Origin of the sequence: Mitsuaria sp. CC2 (genome assembly GCF_048957715.1) — a bacterium.
Lineage (GTDB): Bacteria > Pseudomonadota > Gammaproteobacteria > Burkholderiales > Burkholderiaceae_C > Roseateles.
Genome location: NZ_JARVXN010000024.1, coordinates 63,233 through 87,524 on the forward strand (window position 1 = coordinate 63,233; position 24,292 = coordinate 87,524).

Annotated in this window: 20 protein-coding genes; 12 read left to right on the forward strand and 8 right to left on the reverse strand. The window is 68.5% G+C overall.

Translation table 11 applies throughout. From position 1 onward, the window contains the following. Positions 1–15: 15 nt before the first annotated feature. The 11 genes from PV762_RS17120 to PV762_RS17170 all read left to right on the forward strand — a co-directional run bounded on the left by PV762_RS17120 (position 16) and on the right by PV762_RS17170 (position 12,578). Positions 16–1,410 carry an undecaprenyl-phosphate glucose phosphotransferase gene (locus tag PV762_RS17120; RefSeq protein ID WP_421036207.1) on the forward strand — a complete coding sequence of 465 codons (1,395 nt, stop codon included), beginning with the start codon at positions 16–18 and terminating at the stop codon, positions 1,408–1,410. 52 nt (positions 1,411–1,462) lie between these two features. Then, positions 1,463–2,647, forward strand: a complete 1,185-nt coding sequence (locus tag PV762_RS17125) for a hypothetical protein (RefSeq protein WP_421036208.1) — start codon at positions 1,463–1,465, stop codon at positions 2,645–2,647. Between the two features lie 13 nt (positions 2,648–2,660). Next, entirely contained in the window at positions 2,661–3,683 is a 1,023-nt protein-coding gene (gene galE / locus PV762_RS17130; RefSeq protein WP_421036209.1) for a UDP-glucose 4-epimerase GalE, read from the forward strand. Between the two features lie 127 nt (positions 3,684–3,810). Continuing rightward, a complete protein-coding gene (locus tag PV762_RS17135) occupies positions 3,811–5,220 on the forward strand; it encodes a mannose-1-phosphate guanylyltransferase/mannose-6-phosphate isomerase (RefSeq protein ID WP_421036288.1) in 1,410 nt (469 codons plus the stop codon). Between the two features lie 102 nt (positions 5,221–5,322). After that, on the forward strand, positions 5,323–6,603 hold the full coding sequence (locus PV762_RS17140) for a nucleotide sugar dehydrogenase (RefSeq protein ID WP_421036210.1): 1,281 nt from the start codon (positions 5,323–5,325) through the stop codon (positions 6,601–6,603). Positions 6,604–6,661: 58 nt separating this feature from the next. Further along, a complete protein-coding gene (gene rfbB, locus PV762_RS17145; protein WP_421036211.1) occupies positions 6,662–7,720 on the forward strand; it encodes a dTDP-glucose 4,6-dehydratase in 1,059 nt (352 codons plus the stop codon). A 12-nt stretch (positions 7,721–7,732) separates the two neighbouring features. After that, complete coding sequence (rfbD, locus tag PV762_RS17150) at positions 7,733–8,614, forward strand: dTDP-4-dehydrorhamnose reductase (RefSeq protein WP_421036212.1); 882 nt, start codon at positions 7,733–7,735, stop codon at positions 8,612–8,614. A 13-nt stretch (positions 8,615–8,627) separates the two neighbouring features. Continuing rightward, a complete protein-coding gene (rfbA, locus tag PV762_RS17155) occupies positions 8,628–9,518 on the forward strand; it encodes a glucose-1-phosphate thymidylyltransferase RfbA (RefSeq protein WP_421036213.1) in 891 nt (296 codons plus the stop codon). After that, complete coding sequence (rfbC, locus tag PV762_RS17160) at positions 9,518–10,069, forward strand: dTDP-4-dehydrorhamnose 3,5-epimerase (RefSeq protein ID WP_421036214.1); 552 nt, start codon at positions 9,518–9,520, stop codon at positions 10,067–10,069. Before rfbA ends, rfbC begins: the two co-directional genes overlap by 1 nt. Positions 10,070–10,076: 7 nt before the next feature. After that, a complete protein-coding gene (locus PV762_RS17165) occupies positions 10,077–11,318 on the forward strand; it encodes a UDP-N-acetyl glucosamine 2-epimerase (protein ID WP_421036215.1) in 1,242 nt (413 codons plus the stop codon). Positions 11,319–11,384: 66 nt separating this feature from the next. Continuing rightward, entirely contained in the window at positions 11,385–12,578 is a 1,194-nt protein-coding gene (locus PV762_RS17170; protein WP_421036216.1) for an acyltransferase family protein, read from the forward strand. 36 nt (positions 12,579–12,614) lie between these two features. Here PV762_RS17170 and kdsA read toward each other — a convergent pair whose 3' ends face one another. Continuing rightward, on the reverse strand, positions 12,615–13,454 hold the full coding sequence (kdsA, locus tag PV762_RS17175) for a 3-deoxy-8-phosphooctulonate synthase (protein ID WP_421036217.1): 840 nt from the start codon (positions 13,452–13,454) through the stop codon (positions 12,615–12,617). Positions 13,455–14,030: 576 nt separating this feature from the next. Between kdsA and PV762_RS17180 the strand changes: the two genes are divergently transcribed. Next, positions 14,031–15,722, forward strand: a complete 1,692-nt coding sequence (locus PV762_RS17180) for an Atrophin-1 multi-domain protein (RefSeq protein WP_421036218.1) — start codon at positions 14,031–14,033, stop codon at positions 15,720–15,722. Between the two features lie 125 nt (positions 15,723–15,847). Here PV762_RS17180 and PV762_RS17185 read toward each other — a convergent pair whose 3' ends face one another. From PV762_RS17185 to PV762_RS17215, 7 genes are all read right to left on the reverse strand, one after another. Beyond that, positions 15,848–17,185, reverse strand: a complete 1,338-nt coding sequence (locus PV762_RS17185) for a UDP-glucose dehydrogenase family protein (protein ID WP_421036219.1) — start codon at positions 17,183–17,185, stop codon at positions 15,848–15,850. Between the two features lie 70 nt (positions 17,186–17,255). Further along, positions 17,256–18,263, reverse strand: coding sequence for an NAD-dependent epimerase (locus PV762_RS17190; protein ID WP_421036220.1), 1,008 nt, complete (start codon positions 18,261–18,263; stop codon positions 17,256–17,258). A 172-nt stretch (positions 18,264–18,435) separates the two neighbouring features. Continuing rightward, the gene (locus tag PV762_RS17195) at positions 18,436–19,374 is read right to left on the reverse strand and encodes a hypothetical protein (RefSeq protein WP_421036221.1); all 939 of its coding nucleotides are present in this window, start codon (positions 19,372–19,374) and stop codon (positions 18,436–18,438) included. Positions 19,375–19,435: 61 nt separating this feature from the next. Continuing rightward, positions 19,436–20,641, reverse strand: a complete 1,206-nt coding sequence (locus PV762_RS17200; protein WP_421036222.1) for a glycosyltransferase family 4 protein — start codon at positions 20,639–20,641, stop codon at positions 19,436–19,438. A gap of 34 nt (positions 20,642–20,675) precedes the next feature. After that, a complete protein-coding gene (locus tag PV762_RS17205) occupies positions 20,676–22,136 on the reverse strand; it encodes a lipopolysaccharide biosynthesis protein (protein WP_421036223.1) in 1,461 nt (486 codons plus the stop codon). 32 nt (positions 22,137–22,168) lie between these two features. Next, the gene (locus PV762_RS17210) at positions 22,169–23,077 is read right to left on the reverse strand and encodes a hypothetical protein (protein ID WP_421036224.1); all 909 of its coding nucleotides are present in this window, start codon (positions 23,075–23,077) and stop codon (positions 22,169–22,171) included. After that, positions 23,074–24,288: an acyltransferase family protein gene (locus PV762_RS17215; RefSeq protein ID WP_421036225.1), complete on the reverse strand. Its 1,215-nt coding sequence runs from the start codon at positions 24,286–24,288 to the stop codon at positions 23,074–23,076. The genes PV762_RS17210 and PV762_RS17215 overlap by 4 nt, the downstream gene beginning before the upstream one ends. Between the last annotated feature and the right edge of the window lie 4 nt (positions 24,289–24,292).

Here is a 24,292-nt window from a genome sequence, read left to right on the forward strand (position 1 = left end):
AAGGACCACTGGGTGATGTTTGAGGACCGAAATTACAAGAGAACCTTCTACAGCGCGCCGCAGTCGGTCCAATCCTTCATCGCGGCCTTCCTGGAACCGACGCTGATCGTTCTGGTCTACCTGGTGCTGCTGGCCTGGTTCGGCGAGCCGGTTATGCGGTCCACCTACACGCTGTGCATGCTGGTGTTCGCGCTGACCTTCCCGGGGCGCAACCGCTTCGCGGACCACCCCGCCAGCGCGATCACCGACATCGTCGGCTCCTGGCTGATGCTGCTGCTGATCCTGGGGATGTTCGCTTATGCGACCAGCAGCTTCCACTACTTCGAGCGACCGGTCCTGCTGTGGTGGGCAGCGGTCACGCCGCTGGCGCAGATCATCGCGGTAGAGATCGGACGGCGCGTGCTGCGCTGGCGCTCTCGCCAGCCGTGGATCCGCCGCACGGCGGTCATCGTGGGAGCCGGGCCGCTGGGCGCGAAAGTCGCGCGGGCGTTGCAGTTCGGCACCGTCGGCGGCGCCGACTGCCTGGGCTTCTTCGAGGACCGCACCGACGACCGGCTCCATCCGGACTGTCTGGGCAAGGTGCTCGGCACGCTGCCCCAGCTGAGCGACTACGTGCGCACCCACGGCGTGCGCGAGGTCTACATCACGCTGCCGCTGGGCTCGCAGCCGCGCATCCTGCGTCTGCTGGAGCAGTTGCAGGGGACGACCGCGTCGCTGTTCTTCGTCCCTGACGTCTTCGGCATCAGCATCATCCAGGGCCGTCTGCAGGACGTGAACGGCGTGCCGGTCGTCGGCATCCTGGAGACGCCGTTCACCGGCGTGAACGAGGTCGTCAAGCGCATCAGCGACATCATCCTGGCCTCGCTGATCCTGGTGCTGATCTCGCCGATCCTGCTGATCCTGTCGATCGGCGTGAAGATGAGCTCGCCCGGACCGGTGATCTTCAAGCAGCGCCGCAACGGCCTGGACGGCGAAGAGATCATCGTCTACAAGTTCCGCTCGATGCGCTCGATGGACAACGGTGCCGTCGTCAAGCAGGCGACCAAGGGCGACCCGCGCATCACGCCGTTCGGCGCCTTCATCCGCCGGACCTCGCTGGACGAGCTGCCGCAGTTCCTCAACGTGCTGCAAGGGCGCATGAGCATCGTGGGCCCGCGCCCGCACGCCGTCGCGCACAACGAGGAATACCGCCAGCTGATCAAGGCCTACATGGTGCGTCACAAGGTCAAGCCCGGCATCACCGGCTGGGCGCAGGTCAACGGTCTGCGCGGCGAGACCGACACCGTGGACAAGATGAAGGCGCGCGTCGAATACGATCTCGAGTACTTGCGCAACTGGTCGCTCGGGCTGGACCTCCAGATCATCGTGCGGACCGTGAGGCTGGTGCTGTTTGACCGCCACGCCTATTGACAGGCCGACATGCTGACATGCTGAGATGCGCAAAGCAGGAGACTCCCCGACGATGAACCGCCTCCCTCGACACCGGCTGGCGCTGCCCCTGGCAGTGCCGCTCTCGCTGCTCGCCGCCACGTCCGCCTGGGCCCAGAGCGACCAGGGCAGCCCCTGGTACCTCGGCGCCTCGCTGGGTCACTACTACACCAACAACGTATACCGCTCCAACGCCGCGGCCAACAGCGACCGGCTGACCTCGCTGAGCCTGCTGGCCGGCGTGGACACGCGCCTGGGCCGCCAGCGGCTCCACGCGGACGGACGCTTCAACGACAACCGCTACCAGGACAACAGCCGGCTGGACAACCGCGGCTACAGCCTGGACACCGGGATCGACTGGGAGACCGCGGGCAACCTGTCGGGCAACGTGGACTACACGACCGCCCGCACGCTGGCCGACTTCAACAGCAACACCGGCATCGCCCCGACCACCGAACGCAACCTGCAGACCGACCAGAGCCTGGGCGGAGCCGTCCGTCTGGGCCTGCCGGGGCTGTCGCCGTTCACGCTCGAAGGCACCTTCATGCGGCGCCAGCGCGACTATTCCCTGGCCCTGTGGGAGCCGCAGGAATACCGTCAGAACACCTCCTCGCTGGGGCTGCTCTACAACGCCAGCAGCGCCTGGCGCTTCGGCGTCGCGGGCCGCTACACGAAGGGCCGCGTGCCGGTGAACGGCTTCGAGTGGGACCGCAAGGACATCGACCTGACCGCGTTCTGGCGCGCGACCGGCGCCAGCAGCCTGAACGCGCGGTTGAGCCGAAGCACCTCCGACACCTTCACCGGGCTGACCGGCGCGCTGAACTGGACCTGGTCGCCGGGCGGCCGCTGGTCGCTCAACACCAAGCTGTCGCGGGACACCGGCGTCGAGACCTACGCGCTCGGCATCAACAACGGCCTGGCCGACTTCAACCGCGTGCAGACGGCCTTCCAGACGCAGTTCAACTACCGCATCACCGGCAAGCTCACTGCGCAGGCCGGCCTCGGCGTCACCCGCCTGAGCCGGGATCACGACATCGCGCTGGGCGGCGTGCGTTCGAAGGACAACTCCAAGCAGTACAGCCTGGGCCTGGCCTGGGAAGCGCTGCGCAACGTCACCGTCGGTTGCCAGTACACGCGCCTGGATCGCGACACGACCGACGTGATCTACTCCTACAACGCCTACACCGCCGGCTGCTACGTGCAGGGCATGATCCGCTGAACCCTACGATTCCATGGCCAACGACACCATCCTGCTGACCGGCGCGACCGGCTACATCGGTTCCCACACCTGGCTCGCGCTGCTGGCGGCGGGCTACCGCGTCGTCGGCGTGGACAACTTCAGCAACAGCTCGCCCAAGGTGCTGGAGCGCCTGGACGAACTCAGCGGCCAGACGCCGCAGTTCGAGAAACTCGACGTCTGCGACGGCGCCGCGCTGGATGCGATCTTCCATGAATACCGTCCGGCGGCCGTGGTGCATTTCGCCGCCTTCAAGGCGGTCGGCGAGTCGACCGCCAAGCCGCTGAGCTACTACCGCAACAACCTGGACGGCCTGCTGACCGTCTGCGAGACGATGCGCCGGCACGACTGCAAGCGGATCGTGTTCTCGTCCAGCGCGACCGTGTACGGCCAGCCCGAATCGCTGCCGCTGCGCGAGGACGCGGCGCTGATGGCGGTGAATCCCTACGGCGCGACCAAGCTGATCGGGGAAGGCATCCTGCGCGACCTGGGCGCCGCCGACCCGCACTGGCAGACGGCCTGTCTTCGCTACTTCAACCCGGTCGGCGCGCACGAGAGCGGCCGCATCGGCGAAGACCCGCGCGGCGTCCCCAACAACCTGATGCCCTACGTCACGCAGGTGGCCGTGGGCCGCCGCGCGAAGCTGGCCATCTTCGGCGACGACTACGACACCCCCGACGGCACCGGCGTGCGCGACTACATCCACGTCGTCGATCTGGCCGAGGGCCACGTCGCGGCGCTGGACTTCCTGCTGCGTGGCGACGAGTCGATCTGGGTCAACCTCGGCACCGGCCGCGGCTACAGCGTGCTGGAGCTGGTCAACGCCTTCGCCGCGGCGAGCGGCCGTGAGATCCCGTACGACATCGTCGCCCGCCGCCCGGGCGATGTCGCCGCCTGCTACGCCGACCCGGCACTGGCGCGCGACAAGCTGGGCTGGACCGCGAAGCACGACCTGGCCCGCATGTGCGAGGACAGCTGGCGCTGGCAGTCGGCCAATCCGAACGGCTTCGAGGGCTGAACGGCCTTCGGCGACACTACCGCCCTTTCCGAAAAACCGCAGAACCACACAGCGTCGGCCCGACGGCCCGACCGGACCAGACAGAGGGAGCAGTACCTTGAGCAAGATCGACACGCAGCCGGTGATCATGGCGGGTGGCAGCGGCACGCGGCTGTGGCCGCTGTCGCGCGCGGGCTATCCGAAGCAGTTCCTCGTGCTGAACGGCAACACCAGCCTGTTCCAGCAGGCGGCGGAGCGCCTGGCCGCCCTGTCCGCCGAGGACATCGCGGTGAACGCGCCCATCGTCGTCGGCAACGAGGAACACCGCTTCATGGTGCTGGACCAGTTGCGTGAGCAGAAGCTCTCGCCCAGCGCCGTCGTGCTGGAACCGGTCGGGCGCAACACCGCGCCGGCCATCACGCTGGCGGCACTGCAGGCGCTGGATGGCGGCGCCGACCCGGTGCTCGTGGTGACCCCGGCGGACCAGACCGTGACCGACAGCGCCGCCTTCACCACCGCGCTGCAGGACGCGGTGCGCCAGGCGCGGGACGGCGCCATCGTGATCCTGGGCATCACACCCGACCGGCCCGAGATCGGCTACGGCTACATCCGCGCCGGCACCGAAGGCGGTGGCCTGCGCGTGGAGGCCTTCGTCGAGAAGCCCGACGCCGCGACCGCCCAGAAGTACCTGGACCAGGGCAGCTATTACTGGAACAGCGGCATGTTCGTGCTGCGCGCCAGCGTCTGGCTGCAGGCGCTGCAGCAGTTCCGGCCCGACATCGACCAGGCCACGCGCGCCGCCTTCGACGGCAAGGCCGTCGACGGCGCCTTCGTGCGTCCTGCCAAGGAAGCCTTCGCCGCCGTGCCGTCCGAATCCATCGACTACGCCGTGATGGAGCGCTGCCCCGGCAGCGCGATCGCGCTGCGCATGGTGCCGCTGGACGCCGGCTGGAACGATCTGGGCGCCTGGGAAGCGGTCTGGCAGGTTGCCGAGAAGGATGAATCCGGCAACGCCAGCCGCGGCGACGCGATCATCGCGGACAGCCGCAACACGCTGGTCCATGCGACCAGCCGCCTGGTGTCGGCGGTGGGTCTGGACAACATCGTCGTGGTCGAGACGCCGGACGCGGTGCTGGTCGCCGACCGCAGCAAGAGCCAGGACGTCAAGAAGATCGTCAACCAGCTGACGGCCTCGCAGCGCGACGAGCAGAACCTGCACCGCAAGGTGCACCGCCCCTGGGGCTGGTACGACAGCATCGACATGGGCGAGCGGTTCCAGGTCAAGCGCATCATGGTCAAGCCCGGCGCCTCGCTGAGCCTGCAGATGCACCACCACCGCGCCGAGCACTGGATCGTCGTCCAGGGCACCGCAGAGATCGTCAACGGCGACAAGACGCTGCTGCTGACCGAGAACCAGTCGACCTACATCCCGCTGGGCCAGGTCCACCGCCTGTCCAACCCGGGCAAGGTGCCGCTGGAGATCATCGAGGTGCAGTCCGGCTCCTACCTGGGCGAGGACGACATCGTCCGCTACCAGGACACCTACGGCCGCAACTGACCACGACGCTGACCCTCACCCGGGGGGACGCGGCAGGCGAGCATACGAAAGTCGGATGAAACTCGGATACAAAGCCGTCCTCGGAAAGAACAGGAGAAGACCGTGTCCGTGATCGCCGTCGTCGGGTTGGGATATGTGGGGCTGCCGCTGGTGGTCGAGTTCGGCAAGCACGGCCGCACGATCGGGTTCGACATCGCCGTCGACAAGGTCGCCAAATGCCGCGCCGGGACCGATCCGTCGCGCGAACTGACGGACGAGGAAGTCCAGGCCGCCGTCCATGCCGAGTACCACAGCGACCCGGCGTGCCTGGCCGACGCCGACGTCATCATCGTCGCCGTGCCGACACCGGTGGACGAGGCCCACATCCCCGACTTCAAGCCGCTGATCGGCTCCTCGACCAGCGTCGGACGCCACATGAAGCGCGGCGCGGTCGTGGTCTACGAATCGACCGTCTACCCCGGCGCGACCGAGGAGGTCTGCATCCCGGTGCTGGAACGCGAGTCCGGCCTGAAGTGGAAGCAGGACTTCTTCGTCGGCTACAGCCCGGAGCGCATCAATCCGGGCGACAAGGACCACACGCTGACGAAGATCCTCAAGATCGTCTCCGGCGACACGCCGGAGACGCTGGACATCGTCGCGAAGACCTACGAGAAGATCATCGTGCCGGGCGTGCACCGCGCGTCCAGCATCAAGACCGCGGAGGCGGCGAAGGTCATCGAGAACACGCAGCGCGACCTCAACATCGCGCTGATGAACGAGCTGGCGATCATCTTCGAGCGCATCGGCCTGGACACCTCCGAGGTGCTGGAGGCCGCGGGCACGAAGTGGAACTTCCTGAAGTTCAAGCCGGGCCTGGTCGGCGGCCATTGCATCGGCGTGGACCCGTACTACCTGACCCACAAGGCCGACATGCTGGGCTACCACCCCCAGGTGATCCTGGCGGGCCGGCGCATCAACGACGGCATGGGCAAGTTCATCGCCGAGCAGACCATCAAGCAGATGATCGCGGCGGGGTCCCACGTCAAGGGCGCCAAGGTCAACGTGCTGGGCCTGACCTTCAAGGAGGACTGCGGCGACCTGCGCAACTCCAAGGTGATCGACATCATCCATGAGCTGCAGAGCTATGGGGTCGAGGTCCTGGTGACCGACCCCGCGGCCGAGGCCGAGGAAGCGATGCATGAATACGGCGTGCGACTGCACGCCTACGACAACCTGCCCCGCGCCGACGCCATCGTCGCGGCGGTCGCCCACCGCGAGTACAAGGCGCTGAGCGCCGACGAACTCGCCGCCAAGCTGGTGGAAGGCGGCGCCTTCATCGATGTGAAAGCTGCATTCAACGGCGACAAACTCCGCGCCGCCGGCCTGAAGGTCTGGCGGTTGTAATCGAACGCGTCGCCGGCCCTGTCGGGGGAGCGACGCCCTCACGTTTCAGGGAAGTTCCATGACGATCCTCGTCACCGGCGGCGCCGGTTTCATCGGCAGCAATTTCGTGCTCGACTGGTTCAAGTCCTCGGACGAACCGGTGGTCAACCTCGACGCCTTGACCTACGCGGGCAACCTGGAGAACCTGGCCTCGCTGAAGGACGATCCGCGTCATGTCTTCGTCCAGGGCGACATCTGCGATCGGGCGCTCATCGACCAGTTGCTGAGCACCCACCGCCCGCGCGCGATCGTGCACTTCGCCGCCGAGTCGCACGTCGACCGCTCCATCCACGGCCCGGGCGCGTTCATGCGCACCAACGTCGAGGGCACCTTCACGCTGCTCGAAGCAGCGCGCGCGTTCTGGTCCGCGCTCGAGGGCGATGCGAAGACGGGCTTCCGCTTCCACCACGTCTCGACCGACGAGGTCTACGGCTCGCTGAAGGCCGACGACCCGCCCTTCGCCGAGACCAACGCCTACGAGCCCAACAGCCCGTACTCGGCGTCCAAGGCGGCCAGCGACCATCTGGTCCGCGCCTGGCACCACACCTACGGCCTGCCGGTGGTCACCACCAACTGCAGCAACAACTACGGTCCGTACCATTTCCCCGAGAAGCTGATCCCGTTGATGATCGTCAACGCGCTGGCCGGCAAGCCGCTGCCCGTGTACGGCGACGGCCAGCAGATCCGCGACTGGCTCTACGTCACCGACCACTGCTCGGGCATCCGCGCGGTGCTGGCCGGCGGCACGCTGGGCGAGACCTACAACATCGGCGGCTGGAACGAGCAGGCCAACATCGACATCGTCAAGACGGTGTGCGCGCTGCTGGACGAGTTGCGCCCCGACCCGGCCGGCCCGTACGCGCGCCTGATCACCTACGTCAAGGACCGCCCCGGCCACGACCGCCGCTACGCGATCGACGCGCGCAAGATCGAGCGCGACCTGGGCTGGCGCCCCGCCGAGACCTTCGAGACCGGCATCCGCAAGACGGTGCAGTGGTACCTCGCCAATGAGGAGTGGTCCTCGCGCGTGCTCTCGGGCGCGTACCGCGAGTGGGTGTCCAAGCAGTACGGCGGCTGAGCCCGAGACGACATGAAAGTTCTGCTGCTTGGAAAGAACGGCCAGCTGGGATGGGAGCTGCAACGCGCCCTCGCTCCGCTGGGTGAACTCGTCGCGCCGGACCGCAGCGAAGGCGGCGACCTCGGCGACAGCGACACGCTACGCGCCACGGTGCGCCGCGTCGCGCCCGACGTCATCGTCAATGCCGCGGCCTACACCGCCGTGGACAAGGCCGAAAGCGAGCCGGAGGCCGCCCGCCAGATCAATGCGCTCGCCACCGGCGTACTGGCCGAGGAGGCCAAGGCCCTGGGCGCGCTGCTGGTGCATTACTCGACCGACTACGTCTTCGACGGCGCCGGCAGCGACTGGCGCTTCGAGGATGCGCCCACCGGCCCGCTGAGCGTCTACGGCAAGACCAAGCTCGAAGGCGAACGGCTGATCGCCGCGAGCGGCGCGGACGCGCTGGTGCTGCGCACCAGCTGGGTCTACGCGGCGCGCGGCGGCAACTTCGCCAAGACCATGCTGCGGCTCGCTGCTGAGCGCGATCAGTTGAAGGTCGTCGCCGACCAGATCGGCGCGCCCACCGGCGCGGACCTGCTGGCCGACGTCACCGCCCACGTCATCCGCGCGACGCTGAAGGACCGCGCCCTGTGCGGCATCTACCACGCGGTCGCCAGCGGCGAGACCAGCTGGCACCAGTACGCGAAGCACGTGCTGACGCGCGCGCGGGACAAGGGCGTGAGCCTGAAGGTGCAGCCTGAGCAGGTCGAGGCGCTGGCCAGCAGCGCCTATCCGACGCCGGCCCCGCGCCCGCTGAACTCGCGCCTGGACAACCACCAGCTGCAGGACCGCTTCGGCCTGGTCCTGCCGCACTGGCAGACCGGCGTGGACCGGCTGCTCGACGAGATCCTGTGATCGGAGACCTTTGATGAGCAACGACACCCGCAAGGGCATCATCCTGGCCGGCGGCTCCGGCACGCGGCTGCACCCGGCCACGCTGGCGATCAGCAAGCAGCTGCTGCCGGTCTACGACAAGCCCATGGTCTATTACCCGCTCAGCACGCTGATGCTGGCGGGCATGCGCGACATCCTGCTGATCAGCACGCCGCAGGACCTGCCGCGCTTCGAGGCGCTGCTGGGCGACGGCTCGCGCTGGGGCATCAACCTGCAGTACTGCCTGCAGCCCAGCCCGGACGGCCTGGCGCAGGCCTTCATCCTCGGCAAGGACTTCATCGGCGGCGCGCCGAGCGCGCTGGTGCTGGGCGACAACATCTTCTACGGCCACGACTTCGCCGGCCTGCTGGGCAGCGCCGACGCGCAGACCGACGGCGCCACGGTCTTCGCATACCACGTGCACGATCCCGAGCGTTACGGCGTGGTCGAGTTCGACGCGGACAAGCGTGCCGTCAGCATCGAGGAAAAGCCCCAGGCGCCCAAGAGCAACTACGCCGTGACCGGCCTGTACTTCTACGACCGCCAGGTCTGCGACATCGCCGCCGACATCCAGCCCAGCCCGCGCGGCGAGCTGGAGATCACCGACGTCAACGCGCGCTACCTGACGCAGGGACAGTTGAGCGTCGAGATCATGGGCCGGGGCTACGCCTGGCTGGACACCGGCACGCACGACAGCCTGATGGAAGCCGGCCAGTTCATCGCCACGCTGGAGAAGCGCCAGGGCCTGAAGGTGGCCTGCCCCGAGGAGATCGCCTTCCGCAAGGGCTGGATCACCGCCGAGCAGCTCGAGAAGCTGGCGCAGCCGATGCTCAAGAACGGATACGGGCAATACCTGAAGCAGGTGCTCAACGAGAAGGTGTTCTGATGAATGTGATCCCCACTGCGCTGCCCGAGGTGCTGATCGTCGAGCCGAAGGTCTTCGGCGACGCGCGCGGCTTCTTCATGGAGAGCTGGACCGAGCCGAAGTTCAACGCCGCCTGCGGCCACGACGTGCGCTTCGTGCAGGACAACCATTCACGTTCCAGCCAGGGCGTGCTGCGCGGCCTGCACTTCCAGCTGCCGCCGCATGCGCAGGGCAAGCTGGTGCGCTGCACGGCGGGCGCGGTGTTCGACGTCGCCGTCGACATGCGCCGTTCCAGCCCCAATTTCGGCAAGTGGGTCGGCGTGGAGCTGACCGGCGAGAACCACCGCCAGCTGTGGATCCCGCCGGGCTTCGCGCACGGCTTCCTGGTCCTGAGCGAGACGGCGGACTTCCTCTACAAGACCACCGACCTGTACGCGCCGCAGGCGGAGGGATCGGTGCGCTGGGACGATCCGGCGATCGGCATCGAGTGGCCCAGGCTGCCCGTCGAATTCAAGCTCGCCGAGAAGGACGCGAAGGCGCCGCTGCTCGCGGACGCGAAATCCTTCGATTGACCTGCCGATGGCCGCGCCGCTGATCCACCTCATCGCGGGCGCGCGGCCGAATTTCATGAAGCTCGCGCCGCTGGTGCGGGCGCTTCGGGCCGATGGCCGGCTCCAGTGGAAGCTGATCCACACCGGTCAGCATCACGACGCCGCGATGAGCGGCGTGTTCTTCGACGAACTCGGCCTGCCGCCGCCGGATGTGTCGCTGGACTGCCATGGCGGCGGTCACGCGCAACTGACCGCGCGGATCATGCAGGCGTATGAGCCGCACGTGATCGCGGACCGGCCCGCGGCCTGCGTCGTCGTCGGCGACGTCGACTCCACGCTGGCCTGCGCGCTGACGGCGCGCAAGCTCGGCGTGCGCGTGGCGCATGTCGAGGCCGGCCTGCGCAGCGGCGACATGACCATGCCCGAGGAGATCAACCGCCGCGCCACCGACGCGATCGCGGACTGGCTCTTCACGACCGAGCCGAGCGCCGCAGCCCATCTGCGGCGCGAAGGGCATCCGGACAGCCGCATCCATGAGGTCGGCCATGTGATGGTCGACAACCTGCTGTACCAGCTCGCGCGCCTGGAGGCCGGCGATGCCCAGGCGCTGGAAGCTCGGCAGACGGCGCAAGCGGCACTGCATGCGGCTGGCGTGAGTGCGGGCATGGGCTGGGGCGTGGGCGTGGTCACTGACACCGAAGCCAGCATCCGCGCTGGCGACGCGATCGGCGGACGCTTCGGGGTGGTGACGCTGCATCGACCCGCCAACGTCGACGATCCGGTCCAGCTCTCAGGGCTGATGGCCACGCTGGGCACCTTGTCGGCAAGACTGCCGCTGCTCTTCCCGGTTCATCCGCGCACGCGCGAACGCTTGGCGGCGCTGGGCATCGCGGCGGCGCCCGGACTCCACCTGCTGCCGCCTCTGCCCTACCAACCGTTCCTGGCGCTGTGGCGCCGCGCGGCGCTGGTGCTGACCGACAGCGGCGGCCTGCAGGAAGAAACGACCGCGCTGGGCATCCCCTGCCTGACGCTGCGCGAGAACACCGAGCGCCCGGTGACGGTCGATCTCGGCACCAACGAGATCGCCGGCACGGATCCGGCGCGCATCCTGGCGTTGGCGATGCGAAGGCTCGACGACATCGAGCGACCCTCACCCCTGCCCTCTCCCGCAAGCGGGAGAGGGAGCGGAGAGGGGCGCCGCCCTCCGCTGTGGGACGGCCAGGCCGCGCCTCGCATCGTGGCCGTGCTGGCCGCGTCCCTGCTCGCCTGATACGAAACTGGGGATCGCGCCCGCGCGCTATTCGCCCTACCCTCCCGGCACACTTGGGGAGGTGCCATGGGTCCGACGGGTGTGTTCCCGCTGGTCGGGTTGCTGCTGGTCGCGCTGACCTGCGTCGCACTGCTCTCCCGATGGTTCGGCGCCCCCTCCGCCGCGGGCCGGTTCGCCACCATCGACGGCCTGCGGGGCTACCTTGCCTTCGCCGTGTTCCTCCACCACGCCTGCGCCTGGTACTTCTACCTGCGCACCGGCCGATGGGAGCTTCCACCCAGCCCCGTCTACGTCCACCTCGGCAAGTCCAGCGTGGTGCTGTTCTTCATGATCACGGGCTTCCTGTTCTCGCTGAAGCTGATCGACGGACGGCAGCGCGGCGTCGACTGGCTCAAGCTCTACGTGTCGCGCGTGATGCGGCTGACGCCGCTGTACCTGGTCGCGGTCGCCGCGCTCTTCGTCGTCGTCGCCCTGCTGTCAGAGGGCCAGTTGCGCGTCCCCGCGCTCAGCCTGGTCAAGCAATCGCTCTACTGGCTGGCGTTCACAATCCCCGGGACGGTCGACCTCAACGCCACGCCCGACACCTGCCTGGTGCTGGCCTGCGTGACCTGGTCGCTGCGCGTCGAGTGGTTGTTCTACCTGTTCCTGCCGGTGCTGGCGCTGTGCTTGGGGTTGGCGCCGCCGGCGCTCTCGCTGTTGCTGGCCGCCGTGGCGGTCGCGGTGGCTTGGCAGGTCGGCCTGCCGCTCGCGGCGCTGGTGCCCTTCGCCAGCGGCATCCTCGCCGCCTTGCTGACCAAGCTGCCTCGCGTGTGCGCGCTGGCGCGGCATTGGGGCGCGTCGGTCGTGGCCACGCTCTCGCTGCTGGCGACGATCGCGTATTTCCCCAGCCCGCATGCCGCGGCGCCCCTTGCGCTGCTGACGCTCGTGTTCGCGCTGATCGCCTGCGGCACCGATCTCTTCGGCGCCTTGCGGCGAGGCGTCTCGCGCCTGTTCGGTGAACTCGCCTACAGCCTCTACCTGCTGCACGGCCTGGCGCTGTTCATCGCCTTCCGTTTCGTGCTCGACCGCGAGTGGGTGGCCGAAGTGTCCAGCGTGACCCACTGGCTGCTGATCGCCGCGCTGACGCCCATCCTCATCGGCACCTGCTTCGCGACCTTCCGCTGGATCGAGCGTCCCGGCATGGACGCCACCGACGCGGTCACCGCGTGGATCCGGCGTCACTTGCCGAGGATGACGGTCGTCCCCAAGCGTCCGGCCTGAGGCCGCGCCAGCCGAGGCTCCCGCATCGGCCCGCGATCAGTTCGTGTCGAGCGCGGGGAAGCTCTTGACCAGATCGTCGACGGCCTTGACCTGCTCCAGGAAGGCCTTCAGCTGCGACAGGCGCAGCGCACTGGGACCGTCGCAGAGCGCCTTCTCGGGCGCCGGATGCGCCTCCAGGAACAGCCCCGCCAGGCCGATCGCCATGCCGGCGCGGGCCAGCTCGGTGACCTGCCCGCGACGCCCCCCGGACGCGGCGGCGCCGGACTCGCGCTGCTGCAGTGCGTGCGTCACGTCGAAGATCACCGGCTTGTTGCCGCTGACCTGCTTCATCACGCCGAAGCCCAGCATGTCCACGACGAGGTTGTCGTAGCCGAACTGCGCGCCGCGATCGCACAGCATCAGGTTCGGATTGCCGCCTTCCTCGAACTTCTCGACGATGTTCTTCATCTGCGGCGGGCTGACGAACTGCGGCTTCTTGATGTTGATCACCCGGCCCGTCCTGGCCAGCGCGATCACCAGGTCGGTCTGGCGCGCCAGGAAGGCCGGCAGCTGCAGCACGTCGCAGACGGCGGCGACCTCGGCCGCCTGATGCGGCTCATGGACGTCCGTCAGCACCGGCACGCCGTGGGCCTTCTTGACCGCCTCGAAGATCTTCAGCCCCGCGTCCAGTCCCGGGCCGCGGTAGCTCTTGATCGAGGACCGGTTGGCCTTGTCGAACGAGGCCTTGAAGACGTAGGGGATGCCGAGTTCCTTCGTGACGCGGACGTACTCGCCGCAGACGTCGACGGCGAACTGCTCCGACTCCAGCACGTTGACCCCGCCGAACAGCACGAACGGCTTGGCGTTGTCGACCACGATCTCATTGATCTTGACCATCTCGATTCCCTCAGACGAAGGCGGCAGTATCCCACGCCCTCCTGGGGCGCTCCGGACGCGCCCCCCCTCGATCGACGGTGCCCCGGACAGGAGTTTCGAGGATGGACGATGCCTGTCCACACCGCCTGCAAACCGCCTGTAGTGCGTTTGCCGACAGTGACTTCGAATATTGAACCTCAATATCACGCGCCCCATTCACGTGCATCTGGAAACCCGACATCCGAGTATGTAACCGCCCGCAATAAGGGGTGGATCCGAGACATCCGTGGGGTTGTCAATCCTCGACGTCGATGTTTCAAACCGTACCTCCGACAGGCCGTCGACTATTCCCGGAATCGCGCCGTGGTACCGATGTCTCCTATGGAAAAACGGGACCTCGGATCCCCATACTGAATCGTGGCTGCAACACCTGTCCCGGCAGGGAGGAAATGAAGCAGACCACTTCCGGGGCGCCAACATCCAGTAACAAGAATCCCGCCCGGTGAATGGATCCCATCACCGGCGCGCAAGAAGAAGAGATTGAAGGCAGTCGATCGTCAACGCGCATTTTGCGCATTCCTAGTTTTCCGAATCACCATGACGAATATCTCTTCGACTTCGCGAGTTTCCACCTGCCTGAGCGCCTGCGCGCTGGCCACCAGCCTGCTGCTGGCGGGTTGCGGCGGGGGCGGCAGCGCCGCCGGCAGCCAGACCGTCGGCATCGCCGGCACCGGCGCCACCAATCCGGAGACGCCGCCGATCGCCGCGTCGGCGCCGGTCACCACCCTCAGCGTCGCCCCCGGCGCCGCCGCCAGCGAAGCAGTCGCCGGCGTGTCCGCACTGTTCGGCGCCAGCGCCGGCGCCGTCACCAGCGCCGCCGTCTCGGGCAAGCTGCGCCCCGCCGCCGCCGCGGCCTGCACCGTCGGCAACTTCGGCACCTTCCAGCGTCCGTTCAGCCCGGACTCGCCCTGGAACAGCCGCCCGGTCGGCGCGGTGCTGGGCACCGCGACGATCCCGACCTCGACCTACTACCCGTCCGTGGACAGCGGCACCTGGTCCAGCGCGGCCTTCGAGGCGGCCGAGACCGACGCGCCCATGGTCGTCACCGGCGTCAACGCGCAAGGCGTGTGGGATCCGGACAGCGAGATCTACCGTCCCAGCATCACCATCCCGCACTGGCCCGCCAACACCCAGCCGGCCACCGGCAACGACGGCCATGCGGAAATCGTCGATGCCGCCGCCGGCGTCGTCCATTCCTTCTGGGGCCTGAAGCAGGTCAACGGCGCCTGGGTCACCGTGCAGTACGCCTGGACGCCGCTGTCGGGCCGCGGCGTGGGCGACCCTTCCCACTACTACCAGGGCTCGCGCGCGGCCGGCGTGTCCACGCTCGGCGGCCTGGTCCGCAAGCATGAGGTCAACGACGGCGCCGCGATGTACAACCACGCGCTGGCCATGTCGCTGGACTTCAACGGCTTGAGCAACAGCCCGACCTACCGCTTCCCGGCCACCTCGGCGGACTCCAACGCCGCCACCGCCAACAGCGGCCAGATCCCGATGGGCTCGCTGCTGATGCTGCCGTCGACCTTCGACGCGCAGGCGCTGGCCACGCCGGAGCTGCGCAAGATCGCCGAGACGCTGAAGAAGTACGGCGCCTACGTCGTCGACCGCAACAACGGCACGCCCTTCGTCATCTACGTCGAGATCGGCGCCGACTTCAAGCTGCACAAGAACGGCTGGAGCAACAGCACCGCCAACGACCTGGACGCGATCCGCGCCGCCCTGCGCCCGCTGGAGAGCGCCGCCTGGTGGGTGGACGGGAACAACAAGAACAGCTCGACGGTCACCAGCACCGCGATGAACCTGCTGTCGATGCGCGGCGCCTGGTGGCGCACCAAGGGCACCGTCAGCGGCGAGTTCGACACCTGGCGCCAGGCGCTGGTGTTCCCGGCGACGACCACGCTGATCGAGCAGGCCAACGCGACCGGCCGGGCGGTGAATCCGGTGACCTGGGCCACGCCCGCGACCGGCGAGTCCTTCCGCCTCTCCGTCGCCGGCACCGGCGGCGCGACCTTCCGCATGACCATCGCCGACCGCGCGACCGGCGCCACCGTCTACGACAGCGGCTACCTCGCGGACGGCCAGTCGGTGACCTTCGCCTGGCCCAGCGTGACCGGCTTCAAGGTCACGACCTGGGGCCGCAGCGGCATCGACGGCGTCGAGTCGACCCTGCGTCCGACGCTGGTCAAGACCGGCAGCGGCGTGGCCGCGGGGCGCGTCTGCGCCTCCTGATCCCGGCATTGCCGTCTCCGGGCCGCGAGGCCCGGCGGAAGCGGCGCCCGAAAGGCACAACGCCGCGGACCCTCACGGGCCGCGGCGTTGTCGTTCCGGGGGGAACGCGCGGATCGCGCGAATCTTTACTGCGGCTTGCGCGTGCCGCGCCCGATCGCGTGGTGCTCGATGCCCAGCGTCTTCATCAGCGCCGGCTCATACAGGTTGCGGCCGTCGAAGACCACGGGCTGCTTGAGTTCCGACTTGATGCGGTCGAAGTCCGGCGTGCGGAACTCCTTCCACTCGGTCACGATGACCAGCGCGTCGGAGTCGGCCAGCGCGTGTTCCGCGCGTTCGCAGAAGCTCACGCCCGGCACCTGCGCGAGCAGGCGGTTGGCCTCGCTCATCGCGACCGGGTCATAGGCCGCGATCGCCGCGCCGCGCTTGACCAGTTCCTCGATGATCACCAGCGACGGCGCTTCGCGCATGTCGTCGGTGTTGGGCTTGAAGGCCAGGCCCCACAGCGCGAAACGCTTGCCCGCCAGGTCCTCGCCGAAGCGCGCGACGATCTTGTCGACCAGCACCAGCTTCTGGCGGTCGTTGGCTTCCTCGACGGCGTTCAGCACGAACAGCGCCTGGTCGTGCTCGCGGCCGGTGCGCACCAGCGCCTTCACGTCCTTGGGGAAGCACGAACCGCCGTAACCGGCGCCCGCGTACAGGAACTGGTAGCCGATGCGCGGATCGGAGCCGATGCCGCGACGCACCAGCTCGATGTCGGCGCCGACCTTCTCGGCCAGCAGCGCCAGCTCGTTCATGAAGCTGATGCGCGTGGCCAGCATCGCGTTGGCGGCGTACTTGGTGAACTCGGCGCTGCGCACATCCATCACGAACAGGCGGTCATGACTGCGGGTGAACGGCGCATACAGCGCGCGCATCATCAGCGTGGCCTGCTCGTCGTCGGAGCCGACGACGATGCGATCGGGCTTCATGAAGTCCTCGATCGCCGCGCCTTCCTTCAGGAACTCGGGGTTGGACACCACCGAGAAGCCGACCTTGGTGTCGCGCCTGGCCAGTTCCTCGGCGATGGCCGCGCTGACCTTGTCGGCCGTGCCCACCGGCACCGTGCTCTTGTCGACGATGACCTTGTAGTCGGTCATGCGCTGGCCGATGGAGCGCGCCGCCGCCAGCACGTACTGCAGGTCGGCCGAGCCGTCCTCGCCCGGCGGCGTGCCGACGGCGATGAACAGGATGGTGCCGTGGTTGACGGCGTGGTCCACGTCGGTCGTGAATTGCAGGCGGCCGGCGGCCACGTTGCGCTTGACCACCGCGTCCAGGCCCGGCTCGTGGATGGGAATCCCGCCTTCGTTGAGGACGCGGATCTTCTCGGCGTTCACATCCAGGCAGACCACGTGGTTGCCCATCTCGGCCAGGCAGGCGCCGGTGACCAGGCCCACGTAGCCGGTGCCGATCGTCGTGACTTTCATTCCAATACTCCTGGTTGAATTCCGGTTGAATCTGCAGGGACGGGGCCGCGGTGCCGGCCCGTCCCGAATCTCATTGCTGGTAGTACTCGCGGTACCAGGCGACGAAGCGGCGGATGCCCTCGGGCACCGGCATCGCCGGGCGGAAACCGGTCCACTGGGCCAGTTCCTCGACGTCGGCGTGGGTGGCCGGCACGTCGCCGTCCTGCAGCGGCAGGAACTCCTTGATCGCCTCGCGGCCCACGGCCTGCTCGATCGCGCCGATGAAGTCCATCAGCGGGATCGGCGCATGGTTGCCGATGTTGAAGACACGGTAGGGCGCGTTCGAACGCGCCGGATCGGCCGACACGGGGTCGTACGCCGGATCTGCGGTGGCGGTGCGGTCGAGCACGCGCACCACGCCTTCGGCGATGTCGTCGATGTAGGTGAAGTCGCGGATCATCTTCCCGTGGTTGAAGACCTTGATCGGCTCGCCCGCGAGGATCGCCTTCGTGAACAGGAACAGCGCCATGTCCGGCCGGCCCCAGGGCCCGTACACGGTGAAGAAGCGCAGGCCCGTCGTCGGCAGGTTGAAGAGATGGCTGTAGGTGTGGGCCATCAGCTCGTTGGCCTTCTTCGTCGCGGCGTACAGGCTGACCGGATGGTCCACGCCGTGGTGCTCGCTGAAGGGCATGTGCGTGTTGCCGCCATAGACGCTGGAACTCGACGCGTAGGCCAGGTGCTGCACGCCGTGGTGGCGGCAGCCTTCCAGGATGTTGGTGAATCCGACGATGTTGGATTCGATGTACGCATGCGGGTTCACCAGCGAGTAGCGCACGCCGGCCTGCGCGGCCAGGTGCACGACGCGGTCGACCTTGTGCTTGGCGAACAGGTCCGCCATGCCCTGGCGATCGGCCACGTCCAGATGGACGAACTCGAAGCCGGGTCGGCCGGTCAGGCGCGCCAGACGGTCGTGCTTGAGCCGCGGGTCGTAGTAGTCGTTGAGGTTGTCCAGGCCGACCACCTGGTCGCCCCGCGCCAGGAGGATCTGGCTGACATGCATGCCGATGAAGCCGGCGGCGCCGGTGACGAGGACTTTCAAGCGCGCTCCCGCAATGCTGTGGACGGACCCGTGGACGGTCCGGACGGAACGGTCGACATTGTCCATGACTGCCCGCGGCAAGCCGGTGTCCGTCCCCCGCTCACGGGGGGGATCGCGGGGGGGATCGCGGGGCCGCCCGCCGAGCCGCTCCCAGGAAGGCGCAAGGGGGTGTTCATCCGCGCAGCCGCCCGAGTACGCCCTTGACCAGGGTCTTGGCCCCCAGCTCCAGACGCTGGCCGCGCGTGGCCGCGTCGGCCTGGCGCAGCATCGCGGCCACCTCGTCGCGCGACATCAGCGGATAGTGCTGCTCGCGGCTCAGGCCGTCCACGTCCTCCTGCTGGCCGTTCCAGTGACGGATCGGGAAGCGGTAGAAGCGGTAGCGCGGATCGTCCAGCGGCAGCAGGTCCACGTCGGGCCGCTGCGCCGGGTTGAGCAGGCCCAGCACCGGCACGTGGATGGTTTCGGCGTTGGAGAACCAGGTCGCCAGCCACGCGAAGGAGCTGACGCTGGTGACCACGTGCCGCGCGCTGCGCAGCCGCTCGAAGTCGGCCAGCACGCCGTGGCTGCGCACGACGCGCGCGTCCGGCATCGCTTCCATCAGCAGGCGCGAGTACCAGTCGTCCTCGATCTGGCCGAACAGCACCGGCCGCAGCCCCGTCTCGCGCGCCAGCTGGCGGTAGTAGGCCGGCGGCACCGGGCCGTAGTCCGGGTGGCACTGGCCGAGGATCTCGGCGCCGCGCACGCTGATCAGGAGCTCGTCGGCGCCATGGTGCTCGACCTCGGCCTGGCCGGCCGGGAACAGCGACTGGTAGGCCGACGGCGGCAGGTAGTTGGCCATGCGCGAGCCGATGCCTTCCAGCGTCATGTCGCGCATCAGGCCGGCCTTGACCAGCGAGGCGATGGCGTGGATGTCGATCAGGTGGCCGCGCAGCTCCACCGGCTTGCCGCGCGGGGCCGGCGCCTCGCCGCCCTTCAGGCCCCACAGCGGCATGTCGTGGCCGACGATCTCCAGCTCGGGGATCTTGCTGCGCAGCGTGTGGCCCAGCATCAGCTGCATCATCTGGTTGCCCAGGTTGCCGGTCGGCTCGATGCGGAAGGTCACCGCGCTCATCTTGCGTGCTCCAGGGGAAACATCGGGGGAACCCTCGGGGGAACCGTCGGGGGAATGCCGATCAAGCTCTGCAGAGTTCGGCATACAGGGCCTCGTAGGTGTTGCCGATGGCGGACATGCCGAAGTCCTGCCGGGCGCTTTCCGCCAGCGCGGCGGACGAGGCCGGCGTGCGCTGGGCCAGCAGCTGCAGGCAAAGGCGCGCGAACTCCTCCGGATCGCGCGACGGCGTGTTCACCGCGTCCGGGCGGTCGCCGACGATCCAGCCGGTGATCTCGGGAATGTCCATCACCGCGACGGCCAGGCCGGCGCACATCGCCTCGACGATGGCGGTGCCGAAGCCCTCCTGGCGCGAGCAGAACGCGAACAGGTCGACCGCGCGCAGGATGTCGTGGATGTCGTCGCGACGGCCCAGGAAGCGCACGCCCCCGATGCCGCGATCCTTCATGAACTGCTGCAGCTGGACGTGGAACGGGTTCTTGTTGTCGTTGCCCGGGCCGATGATCAGCAGCACCGCGTCGGGGCGCTCGCGCCGGATGGTCTCGAAGGCCGCGATCAGCAGGTCGTAGCCCTTGCGGTGCTCGACCGCGCCGATGGTCGCCAGCACCGGCACGCCGTCCGGGATGTCGAGCGCGCGGCGCGCCTTCGCCACCTCGTCGGGCATGGGCAGGTAGTAGCGGTCGGTCTCGACGCCGTTGGCGACCAGCAGCACGCGCTCCGGCGCCACGCCGACGCTGCAGGCCATGCGCTTGAGGCTGGGCGAGATCGCGATGTAGCGGTGCACCGAGCCCAGGCAGGCGCGGTACAGCCTGCCCATCAGCCGGCGGTTCGTCAGCGTGGCGGGATCGTCGGACTCGGCCAGCGTCAGCTTGACGATGGTCTTGCGGCCCAGCCACTTCAGCACCGGCATCGCCAGCAGCTCCGGCCCCTGCACCGAATGGAAATGGAAGACGCGGAACTTCGGATGCGCCAGCGCGAACAGCACGATGCGCAGCGTCCAGATCAGCTTGCGCAGGTTGGAACGCGCGGCGGTGAAGGTGCGGCGGCGGTAGAGGTCGAAGGACTCGTGGCGCAGGTCGCCGTCGGGGCCGTCGCCGTTGTCGGCCAAAAAGGCCACCTCGCAGCCGCGCGTCTGCAGCTCCGCGCCCAGCCGCAGCGCCTGCACGATCGCGCCGCCGAACTCGGGCGGGAAGGTGAAGCACACCATCAGGATCGCGCCGTGCGCGGCCGAGGCGGTGGCCTGGGATTCGGTGGTCAGGGAAGCGCTCATGGGTGGGGGTTCGCGGGTCGTTTCATGCGGCGCCTCATGACGCGCGGGACAGCTTGTTGCGGAACAGGGCCTTCACGGAAGCCATCTTCTGCGGCGCCAGCACGGCCATGACGCCGAGGTAGCAGGCGCCGAACAGCGCGTACTGAGCGGCCAGGCGCCACAGGCCTTCATGGCCGCCCGTGGCGGCGGCGCCGAAGATCCAGCGGTCGCCGCCCCAGACCAGCACGCCGGCGGTCAGCGCGGCCAGCACCTGGAAGCCGACGGCGCGCAGCAGCTGCGGCAGGCCGGTCTCGAGCAGACGCAGCACCGCGATCATGGTCAGCAGCAGGTTGAGCACCGTCGCGATCAGGTAGGCCTGCGTCAGGCCCACCACGCCGTAATGGATGCCGATGGCGAAGGACGCGACCTGCAGCACCGAGCCGATCACGCCGTAACGCAGCATCAGCCCGGCGTGGCCGGTGGCGAGGAAGGCGCTGCCGGAGGTGCTGAGCACCGACTGGATGAAGCCGGTCGGCGCGAGCCAGGCGAGCAGCGTCTCCGCGCCCGCCCACTTGGCGCCGAAGACCACGGCCACCGTCGGATCGCGGAAGAACCACAGCGCGGCCATCACCGGCGCGGTGCCGAAGGTGATGACGCTGAGCGAGCGCAGGTAGACGTCGGCCATCTGGCCCTTGCCGCCCTGCTGGTGCGCCTGCGTCAGCAGCGGGAAGACCGCGCGCGCCACCACGTGGCTGATGTTCTGCACCGGGAACAGCATCAGCCGGTAGGCCACGCTGTACAGGCCCAGCACCGCGGAGCCCAGCACCTTGCCGATGATGAAGCTGTCGGCATTGCGGGCGAAGTAGTTGACGAACTGGAAGGCCGACACGTTGCCGCTGTAGCGCGAGATCTCGCGCAGGCCGTCCCAGCGCGGGCGCCAGCCCGGACGCCAGTCCGACATCGCCCAGAGCATCGCGCCCTGCACGATCGCGGCGACCAGGGTCTGCGCCACCAGCGCGTACACGCCCCAGCCCGCCAGCGCGGCCGCCACGGCGGCGAGCAGCGCCAGCACGACGGCGACGCTCTCGACCGCGGCGATGCGCTTGAACTGCGAGGCCCGCTCCAGCAGCGACTGGTGGACGATGCTGCTGCACGACACCGGGAAGGACAGCGCCATCAGGCACAGCACCGGCACCAGCGTGGGCGAGTCGTAGAAGTGCGCGACCGCCGGGGACGCGACCATCAGCGTCAGGCAGATCAGGCCGCCCAGCGCCATGTTGAGCCAGAACACCGACGCCTTGAGGCCGTCGGTCAGCGTCTCGCGCTGGATCAGCGCCGAGCCGGTGCCGAAGTCGCGGAACAGCATCGCGAAGTTGGTGAAGATCGCCGCGATCGCCAGCAGGCCGTAGTCCGACGGCGACAGCAGCCGCGCCAGCAGCGTCACGCTGGCGATCTGCGAGCCGATGCGGGCCAGCTGCGAGAAGGCCGCCCACTTGATGTTGTTGAGGATGGACACGCGTGCGATCCGGGTACTCGGGGAGGTCCGGCTCAGGCCGGCTCTTCCGCCATCTTGCGCAGGTCGGACGCGACGTAGGTCGCGGCGATCTGGCGGTCGTTGCCGCCGTTGAAACTGTTGAAGTGCACCAGCCCCTGGTCGTGCGTCCCGGGCAAGCCTTCGAAGTAGCGCGGCAGGCGGCCGAGCTGGCGTACCCGCAGGCCGGCGCGCAGCGCCATCGCATGCAGCCAGATGTCGTCGGCCTTCGGGCAGACGGCCTTGAAGGCGTCGCCCTGCGCGTGCATGAAGTCCAGGAACCGCGGCGGATAGATCACACCCGACACGCCGGTCGCGAAGTGGCGCCAGCGCGGCTCGCGGCTGCCGCAGGGCGGCCAGTCGCGGTACGGGCGGATGACCGCCTCGTCCTTGCCCTGGCCTTCCAGCGCCACCACGTGCGCGCGGTAGCAGCTGATCTGCTCCGGCGCGGCCCGGTAGGCGTTCCACAGGCGGCGCAGCCACCAGCGCGGATAGACGATGTCGTCGTCCGCCGTCACCAGCGGCACCTCGTGGTGCGGCTTGGACGCGACGTACGGGTAGTACTTCGTGTGCGGGCCGAGGTTGTCGGTGAGGTGCACTTCCAACCCGCGCGCCTGCAAGCGGCGCAGCCCTTCGGGCAGGTCCTTGAAGCGGCGCTCGTCGTCCAGCCACAGCGTCAGCCGCGACGGCTTGAGCTGGCCGCGGCCGATGCTCTCGATCGTCAGGTGCACCGTGTCGATGCGCGGGCCGTAGGTCGTCAGCGAGACCACCGGGCCGCCCGGGGCCACGACGGATTCGGTGCTCGTCTCATTGAGGCGCTGCAGCGCCTTCACCTGCCCCGGCACGAGCCGCGGCGCGAACTTGTAGACCAGCTTGCGGTGGATCTTCGAGATCAGCAGATCGATGTCCATAACCAGGGAACTCATCCTTTGGAGCGATGGGCGGCGTCCGTCGCCGGACGCACGCCCGTCAGGCGCAGCCGGACCAGGTCCATCACGGCGCCGACCCAGCGCTTGACCACGGGTTCGGCATAGGTCACCACCAGCCAGCTCAGCAGCAGCACCACGACGCTGGCCAGGAACAGCGTCATGGCCGGCTCGATGCCCGCGCGGCGCATGATCCCCATCACGACGGCGCCGATGTTCTGGTGGACCAGGTACAGCGGGTAGGTCATCAGGCCCAGCACGCGCAGCAGGCTCACCAGCGACGCGCTCGAACGCCAGGTCGCGTTGTGCCGGATGCCAAGCAAGATCACGGCCAGGCTGATCAGCCAGATCGCGAGCGCCGGCCACCACGGGTTGGTGCGCGGGCCGTTGGCGTCGACGTTGGTCCAGTAGATCTGCACCACGCAGGCCGCGGCGGTGGCGATCAGCGTCGCCCAGGACGGCCGCTTCTGGCGGTCGATCAGCACGGCCCAGATGAAGATGCCGGCGGCGAAGAAGGCGCCGTGCTTCACCAGCAGCAGCTCCAGCACCCGTTCCACCAGATAGGGCAGCGTCTTGTGCAGCACCGTCAGCGCCGGCACCACGCCGCTCTGGCCCAGGCTGTACGCGACCCAGTAGGCCAGGCAGATCCAGCCCAGCGCCGCGGCCAGCGTTCCGATGGCCTTCTCCTTGCCGCGCCAGATCAGCACGCCGACGGAGGCGTAGAAGAAGATCTCCACGCCCAGCGTCCAGAAGACGTTGTCGATCCACGGGTACCAGGGCATGAACAGCATGCTGTGGCGGTAGCCGCGCATCAGCTCGGTGGTGAAGCCGCTGTAGTGCCAGGCCAGCACGGCCAGCGTCAGCGTCGAGCAGACCCAGGCCGCCGGCACCAGTCGCACCACGCGGCTGCGCAGGAAGGCGTAGGGCGTGGCGCCGCGCGCCGAGTACGCGATCACGATGCCCGAGATCACGAAGAAGACCTGCACCCCGATCCATCCGTAGAAGGACAGCCAGGGGATCAGCGGCTGCGAGAAGGTGCCGCCGCTGAGCTCGTAGGGCCGGCTGTCGGGCCGGTCGCCGATGCTGAATGCCAGGTGCGAGAACAGCACCAGCACTGCGGCGAGGAAGCGCACCAGGTCGATCGCGATGACGTGCTGCTGCCGCGGATTGGCATGCACGATCGGCTGAGGTTGTGGATCAGGCTGGGACATGGGG